The organism is uncultured Microbulbifer sp. (assembly GCF_947489355.1).
Lineage (GTDB): Bacteria > Pseudomonadota > Gammaproteobacteria > Pseudomonadales > Cellvibrionaceae > Microbulbifer.
Genome location: NZ_CANLDD010000002.1, coordinates 16196 through 28404, shown reverse-complemented (window position 1 = coordinate 28404; position 12209 = coordinate 16196). Strand labels below are relative to the sequence as shown.

Below are 12209 nucleotides of genomic sequence, written 5' to 3'. Positions count from 1 at the left end.
CTAAGCGACAGAGGGCAACTTCGCAACCATGCGATAAATGGTATGGATGTAACCCTTCGCAACCATGCGACAACTGGTAAAAGGTGGAAACACGATGAGTAAGTTTGAGATGGACGATGTGGATCTCGATGATCTGGGCAAGTCGGAAGAGGAGATCAACGAGCTTCTGGAAAGTGGTGATGAAGAAGCCATTGGGAAGCTGCTTGGTTTTGATGACGAACCCAGCGAGGAAGCACGCAAGGCCCCGGAAGCCAGCGATGGTAAGGAAACCAGCGAGGCTGAAAAAGGCAAAGACGATACCGCGTCTGGCGAGGACAAAGCTGGAACACAGGGCGATACCGACGGCACCCCGCCCGATGCCGGCCAGCAAGAGGTCAAGCCAGACGATTCGGGTGGTGATGGTGAGCGGTATGTAGAGAGCCGTGACGGTAACCACAAGATCCCCTATGCGGTACTGCAGAATGCACGGGATCAGGCCAATTCACTGCACAACCGCGCTACGGAACTGGAACAGGATTTAACCGGGACCAGGGCGGAGCTGGACCAGCTGAAAGGATTGAATGATCAGCTGAAACAGCAACTGCAGGATAATAACCTCACCCCGGCCGATGTGCTCAAAAAAGCCGATATTGACGATACGATGCTCGAAACACTGAGCGAGTACGGCAGTATCGGCGAAGTGGTGCGCGCATTGGCAATGCAGAATAAGCAGTTGCAGGAGGCCATGAGCAGTGGTCAGGATAAGGTGGATCCACCGGCACAGGATGACGATCCCAGTGCCGTTCAAAAGCAAGTGGAAACCGCCATTGCCAGCAACCCGAGCCTGTCCAATTGGAGGGAGAATGATCCCGACAAGTGGGATATGGCCACCATCGTCGATAACCAGCTCAGACAAGACCCCGTTTTTAAAAATGCGTCCTTTGAGGATCGCTTCCAAGAAGTAGTGAAGCGCACCCAGGCCGCCTTTGGCATTCCTGACAAACCTCCGACCGACACGCCCCAGGACACGAAAGTGCTTGCGGAAAAGGCCAAGGAGACTGTCGAGAAGGCCGCCAAACAACAACACCCTCCATCGCTCTCCGATTTAGGCCAGGCTCCCACCGCTCAAAAGTCCCGCGCCGATACGTTTGCCGAAATGTCCGAAGCCCAACTGGAATCGGCCATGGCGGATATGACGCAGGACCAGATCGAGGATCTGATGGCCGAACTCGGGGAATAACAGGTAATCAGGTAAATCACCATGTCTACTTCCATTTCTGCGGGCAGCGCAGCGCGCAACCGCATTTTTAACGCGGCACTCTTTATGGAGGCCACACGCCGCAATTCCTTCACCAATGTGCTGACCGGCCCAGCGCCGAAAAAAGCCGACAAGAAAAAGATCGACGGTAAGAAGCAAACCAATCCCGGTGCGCCCATTGTGCGTATTACGGATTTGTCCAAGGAGGCTGGTGATGAAGTCACCGTGGATCTGTTTCACCAGCTGCGTCAAAAGCCCGTGATGGGCGATAAGAAGCTGGCCGGTAAAGGTGCAAGCCTGACCTCCAGCCAGTTCAAGCTGCTGATTGACCAGGGTCGCACCATGGTGGACTCCGGCGGCAAGATGAGCCAGCAGCGCACTGCCCATGACCTCAAACAGCTGGCGAAAACCCTGCTGGGGCCTTACTACAACACCATGGAGGATCAGCTTGTTTTAATTCACTTGGCCGGTGCTCGCGGTGTGCATAACGACTCCGACTGGATTGTACCGCTGGAGGATGATGAGGAGTTTGCCGAGATTTGTGTCAATTCCCTGACGCCGCCCACTTATGATCGCCACACCTATGGCGGTGATGCAACGGCGCTGGAGGAAATAGACAGCGCCGATACCTTCACCCTGGCGAGCGTGGACAATATGCGGCTGATCCTGGATGAGATGCCGTTCCCGTTGCAGCCGGTGAAGTATGAAGACGATCCTCAGGCAGAAGATGCACCATTCCATGTACTGTTTGTTTCACCGCGGCAGTGGCATGACTTCTGGACTTCCACCAGCGGCAACGACTGGCGCGCACTGCTGGCCAATGCCCACAACCGTGCGGCGGGTTACAAACATCCCGTTTTCTTAGGCGAGTGCGCCATGTGGAATGGGATTCTTATTCGCAAGATGAAGCGCCCGGTGCGTTTTATTGCCGGCACCAATGTGCGTGTATGCACCAACAGCGCTGCCGCGACGACCACTATTCAGACTGCGGATACCACTATCGATCGCGCAATCCTCCTGGGTGGCCAGGCCCTGGCCAATGCCTATGGTCGCAGCGGCAAAAAGGCCAAGGGCGGTATGCACTTTTCCATGCACGAAGAGAAGACCGACCATGAAAACGTGGTGGAGCACTCGATTTCCTGGATGAACGGCAAAGCCAAAATCCGCTTTAAGGGCACCAACGGTCGTATTAACGACCACGGTGTGATGGTACATGACACGGCGGTGAGTGGTAGCTGATTGGCGGGGGCTTCGGCCCTCGCGTGTTCACCCTCTTTTTTAATTACTGGAGCACTCCAATATGAAAACCCCAAACCTGAACACCATTCAGCAGAATGGTGAATACGGCAATCTGTGCATTGCCACCGGCAAGGCCATTTTTGAAGGCGATGGCGGAGGTACAGCGGGTGCTGTGCTGAAGTTACCGGCGATGACCAGAATCACCGGCTTCCGCATGGTCAATGATGCCCTTGGTGCATCCACCACGGTTACCGTCAATGCGGTTGGTGATACCGGTTCCACCCCAATTCTGGCTGCAACTGCGACCGATTCTGCAGGCAACGCTTTGTATACCGGCAAATCACTGTTGCTTCCCGAGCCTACTGAACTGCAATTAACCCTGGCTGGTGGTAGTGCTACCGGGGAAGTGGAGTGCATTGTCGAGTATGTGTACGTTGGGGCCTGAGTGCTGGTTACATTTTATACAACCACTCATGCCTAAAGTGGCGCATTGACGGTTATGTGTTGAATAAGGCGACTTGAGCCAGTGGTTCACTATCTTCAGTTGCTATTTGATCGAAAATCTATATGTTGCTGTAAATAATGGCTTTATTATGGAGTTTGAGCGGTCGACTCCAGAAATAGTAACCAAATGAATAATGAGCCACTGGTTCTTTAATAAACTGTTATGCGCGAATTACTTGTTCATTTTCAGTTGTGAGTTTGAATAATTGCTAAGTAAATTCGTACTTCCCCCTGATAGAGGCCAACGAAATGGAAAACGACTTCTTAGTCGTACCGCTGGAGAGCAGCTTATTTTCTTCACTCGATGATGCTGCACTCAGCGAATTTAACGCTCAGTGGATTAATGTTGACTCAAAGCCGGGATATCCATGCAGAGTATCTCTAGAGGATGCAGAAATTGGAGAAAGAGTGCTTGCTATTAATTATTGTCATCACTCAGTAGATACAGCTTATAAAGCATCCGGCCCGATATTTATCAGAGAAAATGCGGTAACAGCATGTCTATCAAAAAACGAAATTCCCAAAATGCTTCGTCATCGGTTACTCTCTTTACGCGCATACAATAGTGAAGGGAATATGGTAAATGCAATTGTCACAGAAGGCAGAGATTTAGACGTAGTAATCAATAAACTTCTGATGGATCAGTGTGTTGAGTATATACAGATCCATAATGCCAGGCCCGGCTGCTTCAATTGCACAGTAGTCAGGGCATAACAAACCTAGTCGCAGAGACAAGTTTTCCGCTACGCTCCAGTTTTTTTTGCGGAGTGCGACGTCAGGTCAATAAGGAATGCATATGATTAATAAAGCCTCATGGAGCATAATGACTTTATCAGCAATAGGAGTTGCGATTTATGCATTGGCCCTTTTGATTGAGCCGAATATTAGGCCGCTATTTGTCCAGAACCTATTTTTACACTTTCCAAATTTTACTAAGATTCATTTTTTGGGTGGTGCTATTGCTATATTAATAGGTGCTTTTCAGCTAAGCTCCTCAATAAGGAGAAAATATCTATATTTGCATCGTATACTTGGCCGTATTTATGTTATCTCTGTTGCTTTTGGCGGTCTTTCTGGGTTTATTTTAGCTGTGAATTCTGTAGGGGGGGCTTGGGTACAGACTGGATTTGCGCTAATGGCAATATTTTGGTTGGGAACAACACTAAATGCATATCGCGTTATTCTTCAGCGGGATGTTAAGTCTCATGAGCGCTGGATGGTGCGGAGTTATGCAGTAACATTGGCAGGCGTTACCCTAAGAATTTATCTTGGCCTTAGCGTAGTTTTAGGCATTAAGTTTATTGATGCTTACCCTATATTGGCTTGGTTGTGTTGGGTTCCAAACTTGTTAATAGCTGAATTATACCTTTGGTTAAAATTGAATAAAGTGCAAAGATTCAATAAAAGTAGCCTATCGGATTCTTACTAACTTTCGTTACCTGATTAACCCTTTTTCCTTCCTGTACTGAGCTGGTTGGCAGTAGTCAACCGATAGTTTTTTCAGAGTAAGACCATAAGCCCGCTTAATGCGGGCTTTTTCTATTTAGGAGATTTTTAATGACTGAACCCACTGTGTTGATCCAGTACATCGGCAACAAGCCGGTAAAAAAAGATACCGTTTGCTGTACCGGAACACTTTGGACCGGTAATGGCGATGTGCAACCTTTCCCGCGCAACAAGGCTGTGTTGTTGCTGCGGCATAAACAGGTATGGCGTATCGCTGGTGAACAAGAAGCGGCTGCCTGTGGTTATGGCCCGGCAACCGGTATTGCCTCAGCCGCAAAGCCGCCGCTGCAGGCCGAAGCCTCTGTACATGATGAAGAGAGTGATCCCCCGCCCCATGAGCGCCGTGAAGTGGGGCAGCCAACCCTGACGAGTGTACCAGTTAAGACGGAGAGTGGTGACCAAGACGATAATGGTCCCGAGCCAGTAAAGGCTGCTGCACCCAACGGGGCAGTGGATCTGGTTGCCGTGATTCGCACCATGCCGAAGGACGAGGTGCATTTCTCCCAGCACACGAATAAGCCATTGGTTGCCAAGGTGCGGGAATTGTCTGGCGATATGTCCATTACGGCTAAGGATGTGGCGGAAGCGTGGAAACAGATCGATGGCGAGCGTTAGCGATCTGATTGGCAAGGTGCGCGGTATGCTCCGCGATGCCGGCGCCATCGCGTACAGCGATGCCACCATTGGTCATGCGCTCTATGATGCGGAGCTGGGAATTGTCGCCTACAAGCCGGAGGCCACCGCGCAGGATGTGGAAGTACCCACGGTGGACGGTGCCCGCCAGGAAATTCCGCTGGACTATTTGCGGGTACTGGATATTAAGCACAACGGTTCCATGACGATACCGGGGCGCAGTATCCGCCTGGTGGCGCGGGAGCATCTGGACCTGATGACGCCGGATTGGCGCAGTGCCGATACGGTGGCGGAGGCCCGCCAGTACACCTATGACGAGCGCAACCCCAGGGTTTTTGAGTTATCCCCGCCGGTTATCGCCGGCACGGTGGTGGCGACTTTGGCAAAGCGCCCCCTTGCCTACGACGACCTGGCCGATGCCAGCCTGACGGTCGGCGATGAATACTGTCCGGCATTGACTGAGTACGCGCTGTACCGGTTGTTCAGTGAGGACACCGAGGGCAGCGTGAACGAGTCCCGCAGCCGCAAGCATTACGCCAACTTCTTTAATTTCCTCGGGGTAAAAGTGCAGAACGAGGCGCGGGTTTCGCCCCGGCAACCGGAGCATAAAAGCTGATGCTGGAACACGAGCTGGTCAGTATCGATACCTTCCTGCCGGGTATCGTGATCAATGTACCGGACGCACCGGAGCCGTTGATACAACACCAGTTGCTGCTGACCCTGCAGGATTTTTGCGAGCATTCCTGCTATTGGCGCGAGCGGCTGGCCGATGTATTTACCATTGACGGGATCAGCAGTTATTCCCTCGAAGGCCCCGGTGATACCAATATTGTCAAAGTGCTGACGGTAAAGGATGCGCAAGGGTCACCGCTGACTTTACGCTCTGCGCCACGCTCCGGTGAACAGTGGTGGTGGCAATCCCAGCCGGGTGTGCTTGAGGTATACGCGGAGGTTGGCGAACAGTTTTTGCAGGTGACGGCCGCAGTCAAGCCGGGAGCCAATGCTACACAGGTTTCCCGCACGCTGTTATCAGATTACCGCGAAGCCATTGAGCAGGGCACGTTGGCCAAACTCTACGCCATGCCCAACAAACCCTGGTCCGCGCCACACGCGGTACCCATGGCCCAGGGGCTCTACAGGCAGGATCGGGATCAGGCGGCCCGCAAGGCCGGGCGTGGATTTTCTACCACCCCAAGACGTTACCAGCCCAAGCCCCGCAATTTCTTCTGATTTTTCTGAGGCGCCTATGGCCAGTAAAAAGAACCTCACCGATGCAATGATCGGGGACAGCCTGAGCCTGCCGCTGGTGTTTAAGGATGAGAATGGCAGCCGTATTGATATTTCCGGTCGCACCTTCTGGTTCACTGTCAAATTGAATCCGCAGGTACCGGATGACCGGGCAGATGCCCAAGTCATTTTGACAGCGCCCGCCGATGCCAACAGCCAAAACGGGGAAGTGGCCGTTGGTTTGTCTGCGGCGCAGACGGAAAACCTCAAGGCCACCAGTTACAACTACGACGTGCAGATGGCCACACCGATTCTCGGCGATGAGCCGGAAGTGCGGACCATCGTGTACGGCCGCATCCGTTTCCTGCAGCAGATTACCCGAAGCCGCTGAACCATGGCCAATACCATTACCTTTATTGAAGAGAGTGCCACCAACACCATTTCCGTGCTCGCGTCCGAGTCGGTTCAGGTGCAGTCGGTTACTGAAACTGTCGAAGCTCAACAGGTGGCGAGCCAGGCCCTGGAGGTGACGCTCGATGCTATAGGGCAGCCGATCACGGTTGAAGTCACCGGCGATGTGGGTGTGGTGGCGAGACTGGCGGCGCAGGTGGTGGAAGCGGAGCGCAGCGCCTCTGCCAGTGCTTTGGCGGCGGCACTGAGTGAAGCCGGTGCAGCCAACAGTGAAGAATATGCCGGCGTTAGCGAGGAGAACGCGGCCTCCAGCGCTACCGGTGCGACCAGGAGTGCGGTACAGGCCAATGACCACCGTATCGCCGCCGAAAGCAGTGCGGTGAGTGCCGGCGATAGCGCGAGCTTTGCCGAGTCCAGCAAACAGGCCGCTGCCGATAGTGCCGCGTCCGCGCAAAGTTGGGCCGGCTCTGCACAGATTTCCGCTGATATGGCGGCGGAGCAGGCGCTGAATGCTGAAGATAGCGCCACGCTGGCGGGTAACTCTTCAACAGCAGCTGTAGATAGTGAAAATAACGCCGACATTAGTGCTAGTCAGGCGGCAAGCAGTGCTGCCAATGCCGGTAACAGTGCCGAGACTGCCACGACCCAAGCCGGTTTGGCCACCAGTGCAAAAACCGATGCGGCAATAGCGCGGGATGCGGCCATAAACGCGCGCACCGGTGCCGAGACAGCCCAGGGCAATGCCGCCGATAGTGCTACCGCTGCGGCCAGCAGTGCAACAACCGCACAGACAGCAAAGGCGGGTGCGACTGCGGCGCAGCAAAAAGCGTTTCAGTGGGCCAACCATCCTGAAGACCAGTTGCTGCCCGGAGAAACCCAATACTCCAGCGCCCACTGGGCAGCCAAGGCCGCCGAGTCCGCTGCCACGGCTTCGGGGCAGGTGGAGTTCCTGGGCTCCTGGGATGCCGCTGCCAAGGGTACACCACCGACGCCGGCCAACTCCGCGCGCTATGTGATTGTCAGTGACGGCGTTGTGGACGGCAAAAACGTCTACGTCAACGACTTTATCACCTACTCGGTACCGGATGCGCAGTGGTTTGTCACGCCGGGCTCGGGCAATGTGGCCAGCGTCAACGGCCATATCGGTGCGGTGGTGTTGGATTATGGCGATTTTGCCGGGGCACAAAGTATTGCCCTGGATAATGGTTTGGGAATCCTAGGGAAAGATGCCGGCGGCAGTCATCGCTATCTGATTCGCGCACGATCGGAGGGGTATGTCCAAGTTGGAGAAAGTGCGTTTCCCGTCCGCCTTTTTGGGAACAGCGTACCGCAATGGTACAACGGTAGTGAAACCCGCGCTTTGCTGACGACCGGCGGCGGGCAGGAAGTGGCCAGCCACCTTGGATTTTCTTCCCACCATGGCAGTGTCGGTATTGGCGGTCAGGGTAGCGGTTACCACACCGCTGATTTCCGTGTGCAGGATGACGGTTCCGGCAAACTGGCCGCGACAATTTATGTCGATGTGGATCAGGCCATGAATGGCTTTCAGGTACGCCAGCACAATTCCGGCAGTGGTGGTTGGTCAAACCTGTTTCGGGTTCTTCCTGATCGCAGGGGTTTTCTGGGCACCAATGAAATTCTGCATACCGGTGGTGGGCAGGCAGTCTCCGGCACAACCACCTTGGATAAAATCAGTTTTCCGCGTACCAACGTTGAGCATATCGAATTCCACCACCCTGTCAGTGGGTCATTCAGTGTCGGTTTCAAGGATGACTATCTGCGCTTTCGCGGCAGTGGCAATGATAATCCGTCCGGTATCCGCCTGGACGACTATGACGAAACGGTTGTCCAGCTCAGCCGTCATGGTGTCTCTCAATTTAATCGCGGCCTGAGTGCCAGTACGATCAGTGAGGGTAATACCGTACTGTCAGATAAGTATCTGGGTATCTCTGCTACCGCGGCGAATGCTGCCAAATTGAATCATCGTCCTGCGTCGCACTATCTGTACGGCAAGAATGGTCAGGGCACTTTGGGGGTTGCCGAACTCGGTGAAAACGGCTGGAACGATGTGATAAAAAGTGGTTTCTATAACGGCGATGCACAGCCCAATGACCCCGGTGGCAATGCTACCGGCTGGTACTGGGGCATTCACGCCAGCCATGAAAATAGCAACCACTACGGCTGGACCCTGGTGTCCAACAACAGCCGGGAACCGACTTGGTATCTGCGCGGTGTCCAGAGCGGCACCTGGGGCAACTGGCATCAGATTATTACCAGCAAGGGTGGGCAGAAGATTAACGGTAGCCTGGAAGCCGGGAATCTTACTGCTTCCGGTGTATCACCTGCCCTGGAGCTGGTCGAAACAGATCAAACCGATCCCGGTAACAATCACAGATTGGTTGTTTCCGGTGGCGATATGTATTTGCAGTCAGAAGGCAGCATCTACTTCACTGGTTACAATGGAGCAAACCTTACGAACCTGAGAGCCAAGTATGGTGGCGCCTACCACGATCTTCTACACAGCGGTGGCGGTCAGTCGATTGGAGGACTGACCACTTTTAATTCCGATACTTACGACCGGCATATCAGGATAGTGCGAGGCAGTCAGAACTGGAGCCTCAGCCCCGCCACAGACGGTTCGCTAAGATTCAGGCGCAACTCGGGGTCCGGCACCGCCAAAGTCGATGTGCCAGCATTGAATAGCGGTGGCCCCTTGACGCAGGGCGGTCATCAGGTTTGGCATGATGGCAATACATCGGGTGTTACCCCGGCCTCCGCGCCAGAGCTGGGCGTGGTGGACCTGAACAGTTACCAGACGCCCGGCTTCTATTTTCAGGCAGCCAATGCTGATGCGACCAACGGTACCAACTACCCAGCCGCGCGAGCAGGTTCCCTGGTGGTTCAGGCTTCTGCCGGTGTCACCCAGCAGTATTACACCTACAATTTTTTGAACTCCGGTGCGCCGGACTTCTATTTTCGGGGTTATTACAGTGGCAACTGGTCACCGTGGAGAAAAGTGCTGCACTCCGGCAGTCAAAACGCCTCTGTTGCAGGTTCACTGGGCATTGGTGTCGCTCCGGGGGGCAACCTGGCCAATGGCAAGGGCATTGCGCTTGGGGATAACGACACCGGCATTCGCCAAAACGGCAGTGGAATAGTCGAGCTGTGGGCGAACAATACAATGGCCATGCAGGTCACCGGTTCTTATGCCCTGTTGCCAGATAATAAATCACTTAATCTGGGCAGCCAGAGTGATGCACGCTTGTATCACAGTGGCTCCAATACCCACTTTAATAACTATACCGGCGATCTGTATGTTAGAAACCTGAAGCACGGTGGCCGTATTTATTTTCAGGCTGAGGATAGCAGCGGCAATAACGAGGCGTGTATCTATGTAGATGGTACCGGCTCCGCTCACTATGTGCGCCTCTTTTATGGCGGCAGTGAAAAGCTGACTACCCAGAGTTATGGTGCCAAAACCAATGGCACCCACAAATTTACCACGGACTGGGAAATTACCTCCGACGAAACCGTGAAAATCAACTGGCGGAAATTGAAGCCAAAAGACGCTGCCAGGGCGCTGCAAAAACTGGGCGCTGCACACTTCTACGACCGCACCGATATTCAACAACGCAACCAACTGGGCGTGGGGGCACAGTCAGCCAGGCGTGCAGGCCTGCGCAGTATCGCCAGCAAGCACGACGGCCTGTACAGCCTGCGCTACCGCGCCCTGCAAATGTATCAGCTGAGTGCGCGCCTAAATGATGTGGCGCGTATACAGCAGCTGGAGCGCGCGGTTGCCGAACTGCAACAAAAACTGGAGACCACCTGATGGCAATTTCCACTACACCGACCGGCAGTGAAGTCTGTGCCGAATATAACATCCCCAAGGCCGGGGCCAAGGGTTCGGATTTTCTGGGGAAAAACGGCTTACCCAGTTCACTGCCACTCAAAGGCAGCGATTTTATCGGCAAGTCCAATATTCTTTACGGCCTGACGGATAGTTTTGCCACTGATGCTACACACCGGAAAGGGGCCACGGCGGGTGTCTACTTCTACCAAAATGGTCGTATTGCCAGATACGGGGCACATGTGATCCCCAAATATACGGATATTGGCGCTTGGGTAATACCGTCATCAAGCAGCGTGGGCAACAACTACCAGATCCGTTTTACCCTTTTGACCGGCAGCGGGGTTTCCGGCAGTGGCACAAACACCTGGTTGCGCCTGAGCCAGAGCCGATCTATCACCCTGTCGGTTGGATTGGGCTACCGCAGGGCCACTGTTCGAGCCGAGTTACGCCCCTACGGCGGTGGAGCGATATTGGACAGTGCGGTGTATACCCTGCTGGTGGAAGCAGGCGAAGAAATTTAGTGCTGGGGCCAAGGTATTTCTGCAATCGAGTCTCGATAACCCCCTTTTTTAATATCGTTTTTTCAACCCCTTGGAGTTTGCATTATGGCAAAAAACAAAAGATCCGCCCATCAATCCGTGACCAAAGTGGAGCAGTCACAGGTAGTGGAAAGTCCTCAACCATCATCGCAACCGTTATCGCAAGCCGATCCCTCTGCTGGCTATGTGATTACCGGTGAGCAGCTGCAGCAGCTGCGCCAGCTGCTGGGAGCCATTGTGCAGACGGGTTCCGGGTTTAATCCCGACCCGGTGAAAATGTATGCGGGTATGATCCAGGCCAATCAGAACCTGGCGACACAGGCGGCGGATGTATTGCAGAAGCTGGAGCCGGTGACGTAGATGCGCGATGCTTTTTTATACCGTTACGATGCCCAGAACGGCCTGCAAGTGCAGGCCGTTGTTGTTTCTGATCTGCGCGATTTGAACCGCGTGCTCGACGTGGCGCGGAGTAGAGCACTGGATGAGCACAGTCCATTGGTGCAGGAGGTGATTGCCAACTATGTGCAGTATCCGCCCCATATGGACATTGTGCATCAGTGGGCACAGGCGGCGGATAAAACGGTTTTGGAGGCGGAGCACCCTTGGCTGGCATTTTACCGCGGTGAGGTTGTGGCGTTGCCGGAAGATGATCCAGCAGTGCGTCAAACACAGGCGGAGCAGGTGATTGCGAATTTTCATCGCCGGATTTTCAAAGCCGAACGGGCGCAGAAACTCCGCACTGTGCAGGCGGAGGTCAACGGCAAACGGCTGGATGGTGATGAGACTTCCCAGACCCGCATGGCGCGGGTGGTGGCCGTGGCTCAGCAGCAGTTGATGAATGGCCTGGTCGACTACCTGGAAGCGCAGCAGGGCAATGCAGACCTGACCGTGCCGCAACTGGTTAATGGCCTGCTGGGGACATTCCAGCAGACTCGCAGCACTCAGTCGATACAGTGGATGCTGGCTGACAATACTGCCAGTGCTATGACCCCGGAAGAGCTGGGCGAGGGATTGCAGCAGGCTTTACGCGAGCAGGAAGCGTTATGGGGCTTCGATTGAA

The 12209-nt window shown here is 54.2% G+C and carries 13 protein-coding genes; all 13 read left to right on the top strand.

The genetic code is table 11. The features are described from left to right. Window positions 1-94: 94 nt before the first annotated feature. The 13 genes from Q1A48_RS02015 (at window position 95) to Q1A48_RS01955 (ending at window position 12208) form a co-directional block, all read left to right on the top strand. The gene (locus Q1A48_RS02015; protein ID WP_299940469.1) at window positions 95-1219 is read left to right on the top strand and encodes a hypothetical protein; all 1125 of its coding nucleotides are present in this window, start codon (window positions 95-97) and stop codon (window positions 1217-1219) included. Window positions 1220-1240: 21 nt separating this feature from the next. Next, window positions 1241-2476 (top strand): N4-gp56 family major capsid protein, encoded by a 1236-nt coding sequence (locus Q1A48_RS02010; protein WP_299940467.1) that lies wholly within the window; start codon window positions 1241-1243, stop codon window positions 2474-2476. A gap of 61 nt (window positions 2477-2537) precedes the next feature. After that, window positions 2538-2921 (top strand): hypothetical protein, encoded by a 384-nt coding sequence (locus tag Q1A48_RS02005; RefSeq protein ID WP_299940465.1) that lies wholly within the window; start codon window positions 2538-2540, stop codon window positions 2919-2921. Window positions 2922-3229: 308 nt separating this feature from the next. After that, window positions 3230-3694, top strand: a complete 465-nt coding sequence (locus Q1A48_RS02000; RefSeq protein WP_299940463.1) for a DUF1203 domain-containing protein — start codon at window positions 3230-3232, stop codon at window positions 3692-3694. Window positions 3695-3776: 82 nt separating this feature from the next. Then, window positions 3777-4409, top strand: a complete 633-nt coding sequence (locus Q1A48_RS01995; RefSeq protein WP_299940460.1) for a DUF2306 domain-containing protein — start codon at window positions 3777-3779, stop codon at window positions 4407-4409. A gap of 128 nt (window positions 4410-4537) precedes the next feature. Next, window positions 4538-5101: a hypothetical protein gene (locus Q1A48_RS01990; RefSeq protein ID WP_299940458.1), complete on the top strand. Its 564-nt coding sequence runs from the start codon at window positions 4538-4540 to the stop codon at window positions 5099-5101. Then, on the top strand, window positions 5088-5735 hold the full coding sequence (locus Q1A48_RS01985) for a DUF6682 family protein (protein WP_299940455.1): 648 nt from the start codon (window positions 5088-5090) through the stop codon (window positions 5733-5735). The genes Q1A48_RS01990 and Q1A48_RS01985 overlap by 14 nt, the downstream gene beginning before the upstream one ends. Then, window positions 5735-6349 (top strand): hypothetical protein, encoded by a 615-nt coding sequence (locus Q1A48_RS01980; protein WP_299940453.1) that lies wholly within the window; start codon window positions 5735-5737, stop codon window positions 6347-6349. Before Q1A48_RS01985 ends, Q1A48_RS01980 begins: the two co-directional genes overlap by 1 nt. 16 nt (window positions 6350-6365) lie before the next feature. Then, entirely contained in the window at window positions 6366-6737 is a 372-nt protein-coding gene (locus tag Q1A48_RS01975; protein ID WP_299940451.1) for a hypothetical protein, read from the top strand. A gap of 3 nt (window positions 6738-6740) precedes the next feature. Beyond that, on the top strand, window positions 6741-10589 hold the full coding sequence (locus tag Q1A48_RS01970) for a pyocin knob domain-containing protein (protein WP_299940449.1): 3849 nt from the start codon (window positions 6741-6743) through the stop codon (window positions 10587-10589). Further along, window positions 10589-11131: a hypothetical protein gene (locus Q1A48_RS01965; protein ID WP_299940447.1), complete on the top strand. Its 543-nt coding sequence runs from the start codon at window positions 10589-10591 to the stop codon at window positions 11129-11131. Before Q1A48_RS01970 ends, Q1A48_RS01965 begins: the two co-directional genes overlap by 1 nt. Before the next feature lie 84 nt (window positions 11132-11215). After that, complete coding sequence (locus tag Q1A48_RS01960; RefSeq protein ID WP_299940445.1) at window positions 11216-11509, top strand: hypothetical protein; 294 nt, start codon at window positions 11216-11218, stop codon at window positions 11507-11509. Further along, window positions 11510-12208, top strand: coding sequence for a hypothetical protein (locus tag Q1A48_RS01955; protein WP_299940442.1), 699 nt, complete (start codon window positions 11510-11512; stop codon window positions 12206-12208). Window position 12209 lies beyond the last annotated feature (1 nt).

Excerpts from the sequence above, each read along its gene's own strand:
- Q1A48_RS02015 (WP_299940469.1), top strand. The coding sequence starts at position 95 with ATGAGTAAGTTTGAGATGGACGATGTGGATCTCGATGATCTGGGCAAG.
- Q1A48_RS01985 (WP_299940455.1), top strand. The coding sequence starts at position 5,088 with ATGGCGAGCGTTAGCGATCTGATTGGCAAGGTGCGCGGTATGCTCCGC.
- Q1A48_RS01955 (WP_299940442.1), top strand. The coding sequence starts at position 11,510 with ATGCGCGATGCTTTTTTATACCGTTACGATGCCCAGAACGGCCTGCAA.
- Q1A48_RS02005 (WP_299940465.1), top strand. The coding sequence starts at position 2,538 with ATGAAAACCCCAAACCTGAACACCATTCAGCAGAATGGTGAATACGGC.
- Q1A48_RS01975 (WP_299940451.1), top strand. The coding sequence starts at position 6,366 with ATGGCCAGTAAAAAGAACCTCACCGATGCAATGATCGGGGACAGCCTG.
- Q1A48_RS01960 (WP_299940445.1), top strand. The coding sequence starts at position 11,216 with ATGGCAAAAAACAAAAGATCCGCCCATCAATCCGTGACCAAAGTGGAG.
- Q1A48_RS01995 (WP_299940460.1), top strand. The coding sequence starts at position 3,777 with ATGATTAATAAAGCCTCATGGAGCATAATGACTTTATCAGCAATAGGA.
- Q1A48_RS02010 (WP_299940467.1), top strand. The coding sequence starts at position 1,241 with ATGTCTACTTCCATTTCTGCGGGCAGCGCAGCGCGCAACCGCATTTTT.
- Q1A48_RS01970 (WP_299940449.1), top strand. The coding sequence starts at position 6,741 with ATGGCCAATACCATTACCTTTATTGAAGAGAGTGCCACCAACACCATT.
- Q1A48_RS01990 (WP_299940458.1), top strand. The coding sequence starts at position 4,538 with ATGACTGAACCCACTGTGTTGATCCAGTACATCGGCAACAAGCCGGTA.
- Q1A48_RS01965 (WP_299940447.1), top strand. The coding sequence starts at position 10,589 with ATGGCAATTTCCACTACACCGACCGGCAGTGAAGTCTGTGCCGAATAT.
- Q1A48_RS02000 (WP_299940463.1), top strand. The coding sequence starts at position 3,230 with ATGGAAAACGACTTCTTAGTCGTACCGCTGGAGAGCAGCTTATTTTCT.
- Q1A48_RS01980 (WP_299940453.1), top strand. The coding sequence starts at position 5,735 with ATGCTGGAACACGAGCTGGTCAGTATCGATACCTTCCTGCCGGGTATC.